Below are 15,442 nucleotides of genomic sequence, written 5' to 3' on the forward strand. Positions count from 1 at the left end.
GAAGCCGGGTGCGGCCCTACCGTGTGACGACGATCACGTCCGCCACGACGATGGGTGATGACATGGCCGACCACCTGAGCTCCCCGCTCTCTCGCCGCGCTCTGCTGCAGCTCGGCGCCGCCGGGGGCCTCGCGCTCGCCGGGACTGCCGCGGCACCGTCGGCGTCCGCCGGACAGGGGCTGCTCGCGGCGGCGCCGTCGGTCCGGGTGACCGACCTCGGCCCGGCCGTGTCCACGTTCACCCACGCGGCGGCGACGCTCGTCGGCGACACGGTCTACATCGCGTCGCGCAACATCGACCCCCTGCGGATCGTGGGCTACCACCTGCCCACCGGGAAGGTCACCAGCGTGACGGAGGGCCCGGGCATCAGCACCCAGCTGCTGGTCCCGGACGCCGAGGGCCGGTACCTGTACTCCGCGATCCGCCAGTACCCGACCGCCCCCGGTCACGGACTCGTCCGGCTCGACCTCAGCAGGCCGGGGGCGCCGAAAGAGGACCTGCACGACATCTACGGCCTCGACCCCTACGCGCTGGCGGTCACGCCTGACGACGTCGTCTACTTCGGCGGGCGCGAGCTCCTCGCCGCGGACCTGCGCCCACGGCTGCGCCGCTACGACCCGGCGACGCGGCGCGTCGAGGACGTCGCGATCCCCGACCCCCACGCGACGATGATCCGCGCCCTCGCCGCGACCGACACCGAGGTGTACATCGGCACGGGCAGCGTCCTCAACTCCCTGCCCACCAGCAGCAAGGCCGGGCTGTGGGTGATGGACCGCGCGACGAGCACGGTCCGGTCGATCCTGCCGCCAGAGTTCGCCGGCGGCATCGAGGTTCGCGACCTGATCGTCCTCGACGACGACACCCTCTGCGTCATGGGCATCACCCCGCAGGGCGCCGCGCTCGCCTTCATCGACCGGGCGGACCCGTCGTCGTACACCATCGCGCCGGTGGGCCGGTCCGGCTCGGGCAAGAACCTCACCCACGCCGACGGCAAGGTGTACTTCCTGCTCGGCGGCATCAACGAGTACACCCGGAGCACCGGCACGTTCCGCGCCCTGAGCCCGACGGACATCGACCTCGGGGAGCTGTGGGGTCTGTTCGCCCGCGACGGCAAGGTGTGGACCGTGTCCGCGTTCGCCCTCGCGGTGGCGGTGGACCTGGCCACCGCGGAGGCCACGACGTACGACCTCATCGAGGCGGGAGCCCCGACGGACCCCCTGCTGGCGATGTCGGTGGCGGCCGGGGCCGGCGGCGTGTACGTGGGCGGCACGAACGTCGTGGCCAGGCACGACGTGCGGTCCGGCACCGTCCAGCGGCTCTACGCCGCGTCCGAGGCCAAGGACATCGACGTCGTGGACGGCGTCGCCTACTTCGGCCAGTACAGCAACGTCGGCATCCTCGCCCACGACCCCGCCGCCGACGGCGCGTGGCCGCGCCTCGTCGAGCGGTTCCCTGCGGCCCAGAACCGCCCGCACCAGGTCGTGTGGGACGAGGTCAACGGGCGCCTGCTGTTGGGCATCCAGTCCGACACCCTCGGCGGCGGGAGCCTCGTCGTCTACGACCCCGCCACCGACACCTCGACGTCGGCCGTCAACCCGATCGACGCGCGGCAGATGGTGCGGTCGGTCGCCACCCACGACGGGGTCGCGTACCTCGGCGGCGACGTGACGGGCGGGCGCGGCGTCGTCGTGGCCTGGGACCCGATGGCGCACCGTGAGCTGTGGCGCGTGGACCCGCTGGTCGAGCCGGCGGGGATCACGGGCCTGGCCGTCCGCGGGCGTCACCTGTACGTGCTGGGCTTCCGGGGCGAGCTCGCGGTGGTCGACCGCGAGACGCGGGCGGTGGTCCACCGCTCCACCCACCGCGACGTCGTCCCGGACTACGGCACGCTGCTGGTCAATCGCGGCAAGGTCTACGGCACGTCGAAGGCCGCCTTCTTCCGGTTCGACCCGAAGTCGTTCGCGCGGACCACGCTCGCCCCGCTCGACGGCGAGTGGTACGGCATCCCGCGCGCCGCCGTCGACGAGGACGACCGGTTCTACGCGATCCGCGGTCGCCACCTGGTGCGGATCGAGGTCGGCCAGCGGGGGTGACGCCTGGCGACACCGGCGTGGCGTTCGCGACCGGGCTGTCGAACCTGGGCGTCGGCAACGGATCGCGCGACCGCACGCACGCCAGCTCCTCTCGTGTCAATGGCGGTTCCGGTCGCGACGCAGCCGGGCCTCGGCGCCGGCGATGAAGGTGTCGATGCTCAGGTCGAGCTGGGTCGTGTCATAGGTGGTGGCTGGGAGCTCGGCGATGCGCGCGAGGGTGGGGTACTTCGTCGCGTCGCGCTCGTGGAGGGCGTCGCGAAGGATGGCCGCGCGGGGGCTGGTGTTGCTGCGGGAGGCAAGGACGACGTCCCGCGCGTGGGCGAGGCAGATGTTGGTGAGCGCGGAGAGCGTGCGCATGGCGGTCTCGTCGTCGAACCCGGCGGCAACCATCGTCTGCAGGACAGCCTCGGTCGGTTCGAGCACCTTGGTGACGTAGGCGTCGGTGAGCCGGATGCGCTCGGCGAGCACGCCGGCGGCGACGGCGCTGTCCGTGAAGCCCCTGGCATAGCTGCGGCACGCGTCCTGCCAGCCGGTGTGGGCGGCGATGTCGACGGCGGAGAAGGTGCTGGTGAACGCGTCCAGTGCCACGAGCCCGAGCAGCGTGTCGCGGTCGCTGACGTGGTGATTGAGCGCCTTGCGGTCCACGCCGAGGTGGTCGGCCAGGGCCTGCATCGTGAGGGCGTCCGGGTCGAGCGAGCGGGCCGCCTCGACGATTCTCGGCAGGGTGAGACCGGCGCGGACGCCGATGGCTCGCCGTGTCGTGCCGTGTGCCGAGGTCCGTGCAGGTGTCCGTGCAGAGCTCATGGTCGCATTCCGAAAGAGTTGACGAGGGCCGGGCGCCAGCATACGTTCCCTCCAACAAGTTCCCGGGCGGGAACTGAGGTTGTCGGACGAGGAGTGGGCGTGGGCGTCGCAGCGGTGGATCGGGATTTCAGGATCGTGAGCAAGGAGCGGCTCGAGGGCAATGTGCAGCGGTGGCGGCGGTTCGGCGAGCCGGTGCCCGCCGGCGAGTCCCTGCACGAGGACGGCACGCCGGACTACGGGCTGTTCGGGCCGGAATCGGTGGTGTGGGAGGTGCTGCTCCACCCGGCGACGATCGTCTTCCAGTACGCCTTCCAGGGCCTGATGCAGTCGACCTACCGGCCGGTCATCGCCGGGGTGCGTGACCACGACCCGCTGTCGCGCAAGACGCTCAAGGGCACGGTCACGTTCTTCGACCTGTTCGAGCGCGGCCAGCGCAACTCGGGCATGCACGCGCCGATGTGGCTCGGCGACACCGCCTCGGCCGAGCGGATGTGGAAGCACCTGCGCACGATCCACACCAAGGTCGCCGGGCCGACGATCGACGTCGGCGAGCCCGAGCTCGGCGGGTACGCGGCGGCCGAGCCGCGGGACGCGATGTGGGCGGCACTGACCGAGATGCACTCGATGCTGTGGCTGTACGAGTCCTTCGCCTTCCGCGACGGCAAGCGCCCCCACCGGCTCTCCCCGGAGAAGCGCGACCGCTACTTCGCCGAGGTCGCGGCGTACTGCCGCCTGGTGGGGGCCCCGGAGGAGGACGTCCCGCACTCCAAGGCCGACATGGACGCGCTGTACGAGAAGTACGCGGACCTCTTCGGCACCCCCGACACGATGGCGATCTGGCCCGACACCGGGGAGAACTTCGCCGAGCAGATGTTCGGACTGTTCAAGAAGAACTTCCACCGCTCCCAGCTGCCGGCGGTCTTCTACGCCGGGGTCCTCGACCACGGGCTGTTCCGTCAGCTCGCCGCCGGGGCCTCCTCGGGCAAGATGCGCGCCTCGCTCGGCATGAGCCCGGTGCGGTCGCGACTCGCCGTCATCGGCACCAAGCTCGCTCTCCCGTTCGTCTGGATGATGCAGCGCGGCCCGTTCGAGCGGCACTACATGCGACTGATGTGGGGGCCCGACGGCGTGAAGCTCATCGAGTCCGCTCGCGCCCTGCGCGTCCGCGTCCACGCCGGGGCCGTCTGAGATGGACGCGACCGCACACCCGAGCCCGCCGACGCGGACCGAGACCATCGCCGCCGTCGTCCACACCGCCCGTGACCGATTCGACAGCGGCGCGACCCGGCTGCTGTCATGGCGACGCGCCCAGCTGGAGGCGCTGCAGCGGCTGCTGCGCGAGAACGGCCCGGCGATCGAGGCCGCCTTGTGGCGTGACCTGCGCAAGAACGCGACCGAGGCCCGGCTCGCGGAGACCGGGGTGGTGCTCGCCGAGATCGCCCACACCCTGCGCCACCTGCGGCGCTTCACCAGGCCGCGACGGCAGCGGCTGCCGCTGAGCCTGCAGCCCGCCACTGGGCGACTGGTCCGCGAGCCGCTCGGCGTCGCGCTCGTCATCGCGCCCTGGAACTACCCGGTGCAGCTGCTCCTCGCCCCGCTCGTCGGGGCCCTCGCCGCGGGGAACGCGGTCGTGCTCAAGCCCAGCGAGCTGACCCCGACCGTGTCGGCCGTCGTGGCCGGCCTCGTCCCGCAGTATCTCGACGCACGGGCGGTCCAGGTTGTCGAGGGCGGGGTGGAAGAGTCCACCGAGCTGCTCAGGCAGCGGTTCGACCACATCTTCTACACCGGCAACGGCGCCGTCGCGAAGGTGGTCGCCCGCGCCGCCGCCGAGCACCTCACCCCGGTCACGCTCGAGCTCGGCGGCAAGTCCCCCGCCTGGTTCGACGACGACGCCCGCCTCGACCAGGTCGCCCGACGCCTCGCCTGGGGCAAGTTCCTCAACGCCGGCCAGACCTGCGTCGCCCCCGACTACGTCCTCACCACCCCCGACCGGGTCGACGCGCTCACCGCGGCGCTGCAGCGCGCGATCACCGACCTGTACGGGACGGACCCCGCCCGCAGCGACGACTACGGCCGCATCGTCAACGACCGGCACTTCACCCGGCTGATCGGCCTCCTCGACGGCGCGAGGATCGCCGTCGGTGGCCAGCGCCACGCGGCCGACCGGTACATCGCGCCGACCGTCGTGCACGCGCCCGACCCGTTCGCGTCGACGGACGAGCCCGCCTACCTGCGCGAGGAGATCTTCGGCCCGATCCTGTCCATCGTCCCGGTCGCAGACGTCGATGCCGCGATCGGCTACGTCACCGCGCGCGCCAAGCCGCTCGCGCTCTACGTGTTCACCGGTACGGCCTCGACGCGCGAGGCCTTCGTCGCCCGCACCTCCTCCGGTGGCGTCGGCCTGGACGCGCCCATGCTCCAGGCCGGGATCGCCGACCTGCCCTTCGGTGGCGTCGGAGCCAGCGGCATGGGCGCCTACCACGGCCAGTACTCAGTCGACACGTTCAGCCACATCAAGTCCGTGGTACGTAAGCCCCACATGCTCGACACCCTGCGATTCGCGCAGCCGCCCTTCACCGCGGCGAAGCAGCGGATCGCCGAGCGCACCACTCGCTAGGAGCACGGGTCAGGCCCGGCGGCGCGATCGGGTACGTCGGGTACGTGGCGCATCGCCAGGTCGCGACGAGACCGGGGCACGATCCTTGTCTGGCCGTCGGGGTGCGCAACGCGGGGCGACTCAGCCGACGGCACTGGCACTGGCACTGGCACTGGCACTGGCGACGACCGTCGCCGCCATCCGCCGGAACGCCGCGCGCTCCTCCTCCGTCAGGTCGCCGAGCATCGCGTCGAGCGCGTCGGCTGCGTCGGCGTGGAACACGGAGACCGCTGAGGTGCCGGCGTCCGACAGCGCGACGAGCACGGCACGCCGGTCACCCGGTACGGCGCGGCGTTCGACGAGCGAGCGGCGCTCGGCCCGATCGACGAGCCCCGTGAGCGCGGCCTTCTCGACGCCGAGCCGGCGCGCGAGCTCTGCCATGCGCAGCGGCCCGTCCAGCAGGAGGCACAGCAGCCGCCCCTGCATGGGGGTCAGGTCGTGCCGGTCCGCGACATCAGCCACGGTGGACCGCACGAGCACCGCAAGGTCCGCGAGCTCCGGCAGCCCCGTGGCGCCCAGAGTCGGGCACGAGGGCCCGCAGTCGGTCGGTTCGCTCACAGCTGTCATCGTACGCGCCGATGACAGTTCGTGCCGTGTACAGTCGAGAGGACGGACCATCGACGACGGAGGACGCGATGAGCTTCAGCCACTCCCAGGGCACCCGCGGCGCGCGGCAGCCCGGCGGCCGCCTCACCAAGTGGATGAACAGGCGCATCGCGCGCCGCATCCGCACCCGCGAGGGCAAGGTCATGGGAATGAACGCCCTGGTGCTGACGACGATCGGGCGCAAGAGCGGCGAGGAGCGGTCGACGCCGGTGGGCTGGTTCCCCGGCGACGACGACAGCTGGCTCGTCGTGGCGTCCGCCGCGGGCGCGGCGAAGAACCCCGCCTGGTACCTCAACCTGGCGGCGCACCCTGACCGCCTGACGATCGAGCTGGCCGGGAAGAAGATCCCCGTCACCGCCACGGAGCTGCGCGGCGAGGAACGCTCCAGCGCCTGGAAGTCGATCACGACCGCGTCTCCGAGGTTCGCCCAGTACGAGGAGAAGACGGACCGCGAGCTGCCCGTCATCCGCTTGAGCCGCCGCATCTGAAGGGCGGCGGCTCAGAGCATGCCGCGCTCGCGGGCGGTGGCGGCGGCCCCGGTGCGCGACTGGGTGCCGAGCTTCGTGTTGATGTGCGCCAGGTGCGACTTGACGGTCGCGACGGAGACGAAGAGCTCGCGCGCGATGGCGTCGTTCGACCGGCCGGCGGCCACCAGGCGCAGCACCTCGAGCTCTCGTGCGCTGAGGTTTTCGCCCGGGGTGCGCATGCGCCCGAGGAGCCGGCGCTGCACGTCCGCACCGAGCGCGACCTCCCCCGCGGCGGCGGACCGGATGGCGCGGGCGAGCTCCTCGGTCGGCGCGTCCTTGAGGAGGTAGCCCGTGGCGCCGGCCTCGATGGCGGCGAGGATGTCGGCGTCGGTGCCGTAGGTCGTGACGACGAGGACGGGGACGGCGTGGCGGCGGACGATGGTCCCGGTGGCCGCCGCTCCGCCCAGGCGGGCGTCGCCGAAGCGCAGGTCGAGCAGGATGACGTCGGCCCGGCCGCCGTCGTCGAGCCAGCCGATGAGGTCCTCGGCGGTCGGGGTCTCGTGCACCACCCGCATGTCGGGCTGACCGTCGACGACGGCGCGCAGCCCGGCGCGGACCACCGGGTGGTCGTCGGCGAGGACGACGTCGATCATCGGGCGTCCTCCACGTCTCGGGTCGGCCCTCGGTTCGGCTCTCGGGTCGGCTCTCGCGTCGACTCTCGGGTCGGCACGGTGACGGCGAGGGCGGTGCCGCCGCCGGGGGTCGCCTCCAGCGCGAGGGTGCCTCCGAGCTCGCGGACGCGCGAGCGGATGGCGGGGATGCCGAACCCCCGCCCCTCCGACCGGTCGTCGGCGATCGCGGCGGGGTCGAACCCGACGCCGTCGTCCACGACGTCGAGCGTGACGGCGTCCGGCTCGTAGGTCAGCGTCACCTGGGCGCGCCCGGCGTCCGCGTGCTCGACGACGTTCGCGAGCGCCGACTGGGCGACGCGCAGCAGCGCGGTCTCGAGCGGGACGGGCAGCGGCCGCGACCGTCCGGTGGCGTGGACCGAGACGGTCAGGGGGCGGCGGCGCCCGGCGTCGGTGTCGGAGGTGCCGGCGATGCGGTCGGCCACGGCGCGCAGCGCTCCGAGGAGCGCCGTGCGGTCGAGGTCGGTGGGCGTGAGGTCCTGCACGACGCGGCGGGCCTCGGCGAGGCTGTCCCGCGCCGCGCCGCGCGCCTGGCCGACGAGGGCGCGCGCCTTCTCCTCGTCGGAGCCCAGGGCGTCGCCCGCGGCGCGCAGCAGCAGCTCGATCGCCGACAGGGACTGCGCGAGGGTGTCGTGGATGTCGCGCGCCAGGCGGGCCCGCTCGTCCGTCACCGCCATCTCCCGCTCCGCCTGCGCGAGGTGACGCCGGGCCTGGGTCAGCTCGTCGACGGTGCGCTGCCGGGTCTGGGACTCGCGGACGAACGCCTCGATCCCGAGCACGACGCCCACGGCGACGCACGCCCCGAGCACGGGGCCCAGGACGAACCCCGTCCACGCGTCGCCGTCCCCGGCCTGGACGAGCAGACCCTCGGCGACGGCCACGGCGGTCGTGACCGCGACCGCGACGACGCCGCGGTGCGGGCCGAGGACGTGCATCTGCAGCAGCATGAACGGGAACGCGATCCACAGCGCCGCCGGGGACAGCCACAGCAGCACCCACCACGCGACCAAGAGCCCCGCGACCCACGCGGCGTCGGGCCACCAGCCGCCCCGCGGGGTGTCCACCGACCGCTCGTGCACCCGCACGGCCGCGCGGCCCCAGAGGTACACGGCGAGCAGGACGACGGCGACGACCGCCGCCTGCCAGGTGCGACCCGACGGCGCCTGCACGACGGCGACCACGACGAGGGTGGTCAGCAGGACGTCCAGGCCCAGGGTCAGGCCGCGCGTCGCCGAGGGCATCGGGTGGGGGATCACCCGTCCACGGTAGCCAGGCAGGGCGCCGACGCATCAGCCGAAAGGTGGAACGGCCGCCCCACCCTTCGGCGCCGCAGGATCACCCCGGGTCGCGATGACCGCGGGCCCGGCGGCGCGGAGGCTGGAAGCAGTCCCAGCAACCCCTGTTCGGAGGTTCCCCCGTGTTCGTCGCCCTGCGCGATCTGAGGCATGCCCGCGGCCGCTTCGTCCTGATGTCGGTGGTGATCGTGCTCATCACCTTCCTCGTGACCTTCCTGGCCTCGCTGACCGCCGGGCTGGCCCGGGAGTCCACCTCGGCCGTCACGGACCTGCCGTCCGACCACCTCGCGTTCTCCATGCCGTCACCCGGCGACGCGCCGGAGTTCACCGCGTCCCGCGTCGGCCCCGACCAGTGGGAGGCCTGGGCCCAGGTCCCGGGCGTCGGGTCCGCCGACCCGCTGGGGGTGGCCACGACGCGCGCCGAGACGGACGGGACGACGGCGTCGGTCACCGCGTTCGGCGTGGCGGAGGGCACGGACCTGGTGCCGTGGGAGGCCGGCGACGTCGACCCGGGCACGGTCGTGCTCACCCCGGGCGCGGCCGACGCCCTCGGCGCCCAGGCCGGCGACACCGTGACCCTCGGCGGCAGCGAGCTCACCGTGGCCGCGACCGTGGCCGCCGACCAGTCGTTCTCGCACACCCCCGTCGTGTGGACGACCCTGGACGACTGGCAGGCCGTGGGGGCACGCGGGCCCTCCGGCGGGACCGGCGAGCCGGTCGCGACCGTCGTCGCCCTGTCCACCTCCGAGGCCGACGACGCCGCCCTCGCCAGGTCTCTCGCTGAGGCGGACGACGAGCTCGGCACCACGACCGTCACGACGTCGGACGCCCGCTCGGCCGTGTCGTCCTTCGCCGGGGAGAACACGTCGCTGACCACGATGCAGGCGTTCCTGCTCGTCATCTCGGCTCTCGTCGTGGGCGCGTTCTTCACCGTCTGGACCATCAGCCGGTCCGGGGACGTCGCGGTGCTCAAGGCGCTCGGCGCCTCCACCGGGTACCTGCTGCGCGACGCGCTCCGACAGGCCGCCGTGCTGCTGGCCGGCGGCGTGGCGGTCGGCACGGGGCTGTCCGTCGCCGCCGCCTCCCTGCTGCCGGACGCCGTCCCGGTCGTCGTCACCGCCGGCACCACCCTCGTCCCGGCCGCGGGACTGATCCTGCTCGGCCTGGTCGGCGCCGGGGTCTCGGTGGCCCGGATCACCCGCATCGACCCGCACGCGGCCCTCGCCGCCCGCTGACCGCGCTCGCTACCCCCGAAGGAGAATCCTGATGGACCTGCGCCTGGACCACGTCACGCTCGTCTACCCCGACGGCGACGCCACGCTCACCGCCGTCGACGACGCCTGCCTCACCGTCCCCGCGGGGACGACCACCGCCCTGCTGGGCCCGTCCGGGGCCGGGAAGTCCAGCCTGCTGGCCGTGGCGGCCGGGCTGACCCGGCCGTCGCGGGGGACGGTCTCGATCGGCGGGGACGTCGTCCTCACCCCGGCGACGACCGTGGCGCGGTCGACCCGCGTGCGGCTCGAGCGCATCGGCATGGTCTTCCAGTCGCCCCAGCTGCTCGGCTCGCTCACCGCCGTCGAGCAGCTCGAGCTGCACGCCCACCTGCGCGGGAGGCGCCCGGCCGGCGTGCGCGCGCGGGCCATGGAGCTGCTGGACGCCGTCGGCGTGGCCGACCACGCGGGCAGGCGGCCCGCGCAGCTGTCCGGCGGGCAGCGTCAGCGCGTCGCGATCGCCCGCGCGCTCGTCGGACGGCCCGAGGTCCTGCTCGTCGACGAGCCCACGTCCGCGCTCGACCACGAGCGCGGCACCCAGGTCGTCGACCTCATCATCGGCCTGGCCCGCGAGACGGGCGCCGCGACCCTCCTCGTGTCGCACGACGCGTCCACCCTCGCCACGGTCGACGCGACGGTCCGGATGCTCGACGCCCGGATCGAGGAGACCGTGGACCTCGCCACGGCCTGACCGCCGTCCGCCCGACACCCCAACATCCGACAGCTGCTCGGCGACCGCACGGGTCGCCGTACTCACCGAGAGGAGCGACCGATGCTCGCGCTCGCGATCGTCGTCATCACCCTGGCCCTGGTCTTCTACACGATCGGCGTCTGGTCCGAGCGGGTCCAGGGCACGCTCCGGCCCTGGCACGCCGCGGCGTTCGCCGTCGGCCTGGCCTGCGACGCCACCGGGACGTTCCTCATGAGCCGCATCGCGGAGACCTCCGCGGGCCCGGCGAGCGCGTTCGACACGGTCATGGTCTGGACCGGAGGCCTCGCGATCGCGCTGATGGCGATCCACCTCGTGTGGGCGATCATCGTGCTCGCGCGCGACCGCGAACCCGAGAAGGCCAGCTTCCACCGGTTCAGCATCGTGGTCTGGTCGATCTGGCTTGTCCCCTACGTCACCGGAGCGATCGGCGCCATGACGGCCGGCTGACCGGCGCCCCGCCGCGCCCCCCGGCTGCCGGCGAACGGTGCGCTCCGGTCGTCGGCTCCGCGCGGGAGCGCCTGTGAGGTCCGCGACATCCGGAAACTTCCTGTAGTTACAGGGAACAAGGCGGCCGCTGCGACGGTTGCGCCCGGCATGACCGCGCTCTCCCCCTCCGCCGCGCCCGATGCGAGCGCCGCACCGGTACGCCTTCGTCTCGACGTCTGGCTCGACGTCGCCTGCCCCTGGTGCGTGGTCGGCGAGCTCCGCCTCGCCCGCGTGCTGCGCTCGCTCCCGTTCGCCGACCAGGTGGACCTGCGCTTCCGCTCCTACCAGCTGCAGCCGGACGCCCCGGAACGGTCCCAGGTCAAGCAGCCCGAGTACCTGGCGGGCCGCGGCATGGACATGGCGCGGTTCCGGGCCGCCCAGCAGCAGCTCGTCGCGATGGGCGCCGAGCACGGCTTCCACTTCGACCAGGACTCGGCGGTCCCGTCGAACACCCGCACCGCGCACCGCCTGATCCAGGCGGCCGGCGAGGCCGGGGTGCAACGGGAGGTAGTCGAGGCCCTGTTCGCCGTCTACTTCGCCGACGGGCGCGACGTCGGCGACCCGGAGGTGCTCCGCACCGCGGTGACGGCGGCGGGCCTGCCGGCCGACGTCGCCGACCGGGTGCTCGCCGACCCGACCGCCTACCGGGACGCCGTCGCCGACGACATCTCCCACGCCGCACAGATCGGCGTCTCCGGCGTGCCGTTCACCGTGATCGACGGGCGCTACGGCATCTCCGGCGCGCAGAGCGAGGACATGATGAGGGACGCGATCTCCACCGTGTACGCCGAGCTCAACCCGGCTCCCCGGGTCGTCCCGATCGGCGGCGTCCAGACCGCCGACGACACCGCCTGCGGTCCGGACGGCTGCTCGATCTGACCGAGCGCGCCGGCCGGCCGGCGTCCTCCACCAGCCACCCCACCCGAGAGAGCGAGACTGCCATGTCGTCCGTGGCGAACATCATCAGGGTCTACCAGCGCGCCTACGTGCTCCCCGAGCACCTCACCGAGTTCCTGCGCGCAACGATGCGCTTCTACGACGCCGTGCCGACGATCCGCTTCGCCATGCCCGCACAGGACATGCACGTGATCGGGCTCGAGGCCGCGAGCGTCAGCTTCTCCGTCGTGTCGGCAGCGGAGGAGCACCTCGCACCGCTGCGCGACACGGAGCAGACGATCCTCGTCGCCGACGTCGACCAGGCCCTGGCGGACGTGCTCGCGGCAGGCGGCCGGGTCGTCCAGCCGAAGACCCCCGTGCCGCCGGGCTTCCAGGCGCGCGGGCAGCTCCCCGGCGGCACCGTCATCGAGTTCGCGCAGTGGGACCACGCCGAGGCGTACCAGGACCCCGACCTCTCGGACCTCGGGATCGGCTGATACGCCGCCGACCGGAGCGCCTCGGGGCGGCCTCGTCGTCGTGACACGTCGTCCTGACACTTCGTCCTGACACCTAGTCCGGTTCGACCGGCTCGGGCGGCTGGGCGTGCACGCCCTCGTGCTCGGCAAGCCGTCGGGCGAAGCGGAGCAGCACCGCGACCTCGTCGTCGTCGATCAGGGGCTCGAACTCCGCGCGCAGCGCGGCGACGTGCGCCTCGGTCGCCCGCACGATGAGGTCCTCGCCCGCCTCGGTCAGGGTGACCAGCTGCGTGCGGGCGTCGGTGTCCCCGGTCGATCGCCGCACGTACCCGAGCTGCTCGATCCGTGCGATCAGGTTCGAGCCGGACCCGGAGCTGTAGAGCAGCTCGCGCGCGAGCCGGGTCGCGGGCAGCCCGCGCCTCGGCCCCTGGTGCAGCGCGAGGAGCGCCTCGTACTGCGGGATCGTGAGCCCGAAGTCGCGCTTCAGCTCCACCCCGAGGCGCAGGAGCATCGCTCGCTGCCCCTGCAGCAGCCCGCGCCAGACCTGCTGTCGATCGGTAAGCCGTGCGGCCGTCGGCTCCCCCACAGTTCCCCTCGCATCCCTGTTGCTCGGCCCGGGCGGTACACGCCGCACGGGCACCCCCGTCACGTGCGCATGACCGATGCGCGCGCCTGAGAAAGGATCAGCATATGGTCGGCCGTCCGGTGCGACACGTAGCCCCCACCACGAGGACGGACGCGGGGTGCGCGGCGTGAGCGAGACGAGCGGGCCGCTGCGCGGCCGGCGCGCCGTGGTGCTCGGTGGCACCGGATCCGTCGGTGAGCACTTCGTGCGCGCCTACCTCACAGCGGGGGCCGACGTCGTCGTCCCCTCCCGCACGGCGGCGCGAGCCGCCGAGCTGCGGGAGGACCCCGCCGTCGCCGGGCTGGGCGACGGACTCCGGCTCGTGGTGGGCGACTACGTGTCCTTCGCCGGAGCACGGGCGACCGCCGAGGCGATCACCGCCGAGCACGGGCAGGTGGACCACGTGGTGGCCACCCTCGGCAGCTGGTGGAGCGGGGCGCCGCTGTGGGGCGTCGACGACGACACCTGGCAGCGCTACTTCGTGGACGTCGCGGCGGCCTACGCCGCGGCGGCGCGCGCCTGGGTGCCGCTGCTGCGGCCCGAGGGCAGCCTCCAGCTCGTGCTGGGCGCGTCCGGGGTGGTCCCGGTGCCGGGGGCCTCGGTCATCTCGATGGCCCAGTCCTCGCTGGTGATGATGCGCCGGGTGCTCGCCGAGGAGGTGGGCTCCTCCCGGCGGGTCTTCTCGATCGTCCTCGGCAACCTCAACCTGCGCCGACGCGGGTGGGCGCGCCCCGACTTCGTCGACGCCGACGACGCGACCCGCCTCTCGATCGGGTTGGCGTCCGGGTCGCGTCCCTCCGCGGAGTTCGTCTTGCGCCGCCCCGATCAGGCACGCGAGGCGCTGGCCGCGATCGGTGAGGATCGCTCCGCAACCGGGCTCGGCCAGGCTCCGGCGGGAGACCTCCGGTGAACGGCTCCGTCGGCACCCGGTCGACGAACGACCCGGCCGTCGGGCTCCCGCCGTCCGCGGGCTGGCTGGCCCCGGGTTGGCATGCCCCGGGCTGGCCGGCTCCCGACCCGGAGCTGTCGAGGACCGCGGTCAGTGCGGCGGACGGCGCGTACACGCAGGTCCGGTCCAGCTACATGCGGGTCGGCAGCCCGAGGGTCGTGTTCCGCCCGACGACGGAGGAGGACGTCCAGCGGGCCGTCCGGTACGCGGCCGAGGTCCGCCGCGTCGCCGGCGAGCCCGTACCGCTCAGCGTGCGCTCCGGAGGCCACGGCATCTCCGGGGCCTCCACGAACGACGGCGGCATCGTGATCGACCTCGCGCGGATGGCGGGCATCGAGTCGCTCGACGCCTCGGCGTCGATGGTGCGGGTCGAGGCCGGGACGACCTGGGGCGAGCTGGCCACCCGGCTCGCCCCGTACGATCGGGCACTGACCAGCGGGAACGTCGGCGGAACCGGGGTGGGCGGGATCGCCACCGCGGGCGGGATCGGCTACTTCGCCCGGTCGCAGGGGCTGACGCTCGATCACGTGCGCCGGGTCCGCGTCGTGACCGCCGACGCCGCCGTGCGATGGGTCGACGCGGAGCACGACCCCGACCTGTTCTGGGCCCTCCGCGGTGGCGCCACGCAAGCCGGGATCGGGGTCTGTTTCGAGCTGGACGTCCCGGCGATCGGGTCGGCGTCGGGCGGCGCGACCGTGCTGCACCAGGAGGTGGAGTACCTGGTCGACGACCTGGCGGGATTCGTCCGGGACTGGGGCGACTGGATCGGCGGGGCGCCGCGCGCCGCGGAGAGCTTCCTGATGCTCCAGGACGCGGGCGTCGGCCGCACCGTGGTGCGGGCCCAGAACGTCTGGGCGAACCACGACACCGCGGCGGCGATCCCGGTGCTCGAGGCCGCCTTGAACCTCGGTCCGGTGCTGCACCAGCAGGCCCGCGCGGTGCCCTACCCCCACCTGGTGCCGAGCTTCGGCCGCTCGCACACGCGCCAGCAGCGCCTGGAGATGCGGGCCGCGCTCGTCGACCGGGCGGACCGCGAGCTCGGCGAGGCGATGGCCGCCGCGCTCCGGCACAGGGCGACCATGCTCGGCGAGCTCCGGGCCCTGGGCGCGGCCGTCTCCGACGTGCCGGCCGAGGCCACGGCATGGGCGGGCCGCCATCAGGAGGTCTTCGCGGCCACCTGGATCCAGCCGCTCGGCCAGGACCTGGCCGACGAGAGCTTCCGGACCTTGCAGGAGCTGAGCACCGGGACCTACGGGGCGTACTCCACCGACGTCCGGGCGGGCGAGGCCGAGAGGGCGTGGCCCGGTGCCACCGGCGAGCGGCTCCGGCATATCGCCGACCGCGTGGACCCGGGACGGCTCTTCGATGCGGGACTCGTCCTCGCCCCGCGCGCTCGCGACCTGCACAAGCACGGGTAGGCGAAGAGCGGCACCTACT

The 15,442-nt window shown here is 73.6% G+C and carries 16 protein-coding genes; 11 read left to right on the top strand and 5 right to left on the bottom strand.

The annotated features are described in order from the left end of the window. Nucleotides 1-62 precede the first annotated feature (62 nt). The gene (locus ABD254_RS00465; protein ID WP_344244545.1) at nucleotides 63-2,093 is read left to right on the top strand and encodes a hypothetical protein; all 2,031 of its coding nucleotides are present in this window, start codon (nucleotides 63-65) and stop codon (nucleotides 2,091-2,093) included. A gap of 96 nt (nucleotides 2,094-2,189) precedes the next feature. Here the strand turns inward: ABD254_RS00465 and ABD254_RS00470 are convergent, their stop codons facing one another. Continuing rightward, nucleotides 2,190-2,897, bottom strand: coding sequence for a TetR/AcrR family transcriptional regulator C-terminal domain-containing protein (locus ABD254_RS00470; protein WP_344244547.1), 708 nt, complete (start codon nucleotides 2,895-2,897; stop codon nucleotides 2,190-2,192). Between the two features lie 135 nt (nucleotides 2,898-3,032). On the opposite strand from ABD254_RS00470, the gene ABD254_RS00475 reads away from it, so the two are divergent. Together ABD254_RS00475 and ABD254_RS00480 are read left to right on the top strand one after the other, a co-directional pair. Next, nucleotides 3,033-4,085 carry an oxygenase MpaB family protein gene (locus tag ABD254_RS00475; protein WP_344244549.1) on the top strand — a complete coding sequence of 351 codons (1,053 nt, stop codon included), beginning with the start codon at nucleotides 3,033-3,035 and terminating at the stop codon, nucleotides 4,083-4,085. A 1-nt stretch (nucleotide 4,086) separates the two neighbouring features. Beyond that, nucleotides 4,087-5,514, top strand: coding sequence for an aldehyde dehydrogenase family protein (locus tag ABD254_RS00480; protein ID WP_344244550.1), 1,428 nt, complete (start codon nucleotides 4,087-4,089; stop codon nucleotides 5,512-5,514). Nucleotides 5,515-5,634: 120 nt separating this feature from the next. On the opposite strand, the gene ABD254_RS00485 is transcribed toward ABD254_RS00480, so the two are convergent. Beyond that, the gene (locus ABD254_RS00485; protein ID WP_344244552.1) at nucleotides 5,635-6,111 is read right to left on the bottom strand and encodes a MarR family winged helix-turn-helix transcriptional regulator; all 477 of its coding nucleotides are present in this window, start codon (nucleotides 6,109-6,111) and stop codon (nucleotides 5,635-5,637) included. Nucleotides 6,112-6,188: 77 nt separating this feature from the next. On the opposite strand from ABD254_RS00485, the gene ABD254_RS00490 reads away from it, so the two are divergent. Next, nucleotides 6,189-6,647, top strand: a complete 459-nt coding sequence (locus tag ABD254_RS00490) for a nitroreductase/quinone reductase family protein (protein ID WP_344244554.1) — start codon at nucleotides 6,189-6,191, stop codon at nucleotides 6,645-6,647. A gap of 11 nt (nucleotides 6,648-6,658) precedes the next feature. Here ABD254_RS00490 and ABD254_RS00495 read toward each other — a convergent pair whose 3' ends face one another. Next, the gene (locus tag ABD254_RS00495) at nucleotides 6,659-7,279 is read right to left on the bottom strand and encodes a response regulator (RefSeq protein ID WP_344244556.1); all 621 of its coding nucleotides are present in this window, start codon (nucleotides 7,277-7,279) and stop codon (nucleotides 6,659-6,661) included. Next, on the bottom strand, nucleotides 7,276-8,571 hold the full coding sequence (locus ABD254_RS00500; protein WP_344244558.1) for a sensor histidine kinase: 1,296 nt from the start codon (nucleotides 8,569-8,571) through the stop codon (nucleotides 7,276-7,278). The genes ABD254_RS00495 and ABD254_RS00500 overlap by 4 nt, the downstream gene beginning before the upstream one ends. A 161-nt stretch (nucleotides 8,572-8,732) precedes the next feature. On the opposite strand from ABD254_RS00500, the gene ABD254_RS00505 reads away from it, so the two are divergent. From ABD254_RS00505 to ABD254_RS00525, 5 genes are all read left to right on the top strand, one after another. Continuing rightward, nucleotides 8,733-9,845: an ABC transporter permease gene (locus ABD254_RS00505; protein WP_344244560.1), complete on the top strand. Its 1,113-nt coding sequence runs from the start codon at nucleotides 8,733-8,735 to the stop codon at nucleotides 9,843-9,845. Nucleotides 9,846-9,876: 31 nt separating this feature from the next. After that, the gene (locus ABD254_RS00510; protein WP_344244562.1) at nucleotides 9,877-10,572 is read left to right on the top strand and encodes an ABC transporter ATP-binding protein; all 696 of its coding nucleotides are present in this window, start codon (nucleotides 9,877-9,879) and stop codon (nucleotides 10,570-10,572) included. Between the two features lie 81 nt (nucleotides 10,573-10,653). After that, nucleotides 10,654-11,040, top strand: a complete 387-nt coding sequence (locus tag ABD254_RS00515; RefSeq protein ID WP_344244563.1) for an HsmA family protein — start codon at nucleotides 10,654-10,656, stop codon at nucleotides 11,038-11,040. A 147-nt stretch (nucleotides 11,041-11,187) separates the two neighbouring features. Continuing rightward, complete coding sequence (locus ABD254_RS00520; RefSeq protein WP_344244565.1) at nucleotides 11,188-11,958, top strand: DsbA family oxidoreductase; 771 nt, start codon at nucleotides 11,188-11,190, stop codon at nucleotides 11,956-11,958. Nucleotides 11,959-12,020: 62 nt separating this feature from the next. Further along, a complete protein-coding gene (locus ABD254_RS00525) occupies nucleotides 12,021-12,452 on the top strand; it encodes a VOC family protein (protein ID WP_344244567.1) in 432 nt (143 codons plus the stop codon). Nucleotides 12,453-12,525: 73 nt separating this feature from the next. On the opposite strand, the gene ABD254_RS00530 is transcribed toward ABD254_RS00525, so the two are convergent. Beyond that, nucleotides 12,526-12,942 carry a MarR family winged helix-turn-helix transcriptional regulator gene (locus ABD254_RS00530; RefSeq protein WP_344244569.1) on the bottom strand — a complete coding sequence of 139 codons (417 nt, stop codon included), beginning with the start codon at nucleotides 12,940-12,942 and terminating at the stop codon, nucleotides 12,526-12,528. A gap of 241 nt (nucleotides 12,943-13,183) precedes the next feature. Between ABD254_RS00530 and ABD254_RS00535 the strand changes: the two genes are divergently transcribed. After that, complete coding sequence (locus ABD254_RS00535) at nucleotides 13,184-13,966, top strand: SDR family oxidoreductase (RefSeq protein ID WP_344244571.1); 783 nt, start codon at nucleotides 13,184-13,186, stop codon at nucleotides 13,964-13,966. After that, nucleotides 13,963-15,423 (top strand): FAD-binding oxidoreductase, encoded by a 1,461-nt coding sequence (locus ABD254_RS00540; RefSeq protein WP_344244573.1) that lies wholly within the window; start codon nucleotides 13,963-13,965, stop codon nucleotides 15,421-15,423. The genes ABD254_RS00535 and ABD254_RS00540 overlap by 4 nt, the downstream gene beginning before the upstream one ends. Nucleotides 15,424-15,442: the final 19 nt, after the last annotated feature.

The organism is Isoptericola hypogeus (assembly GCF_039531145.1).
GTDB lineage: Bacteria > Actinomycetota > Actinomycetes > Actinomycetales > Cellulomonadaceae > Isoptericola > Isoptericola hypogeus.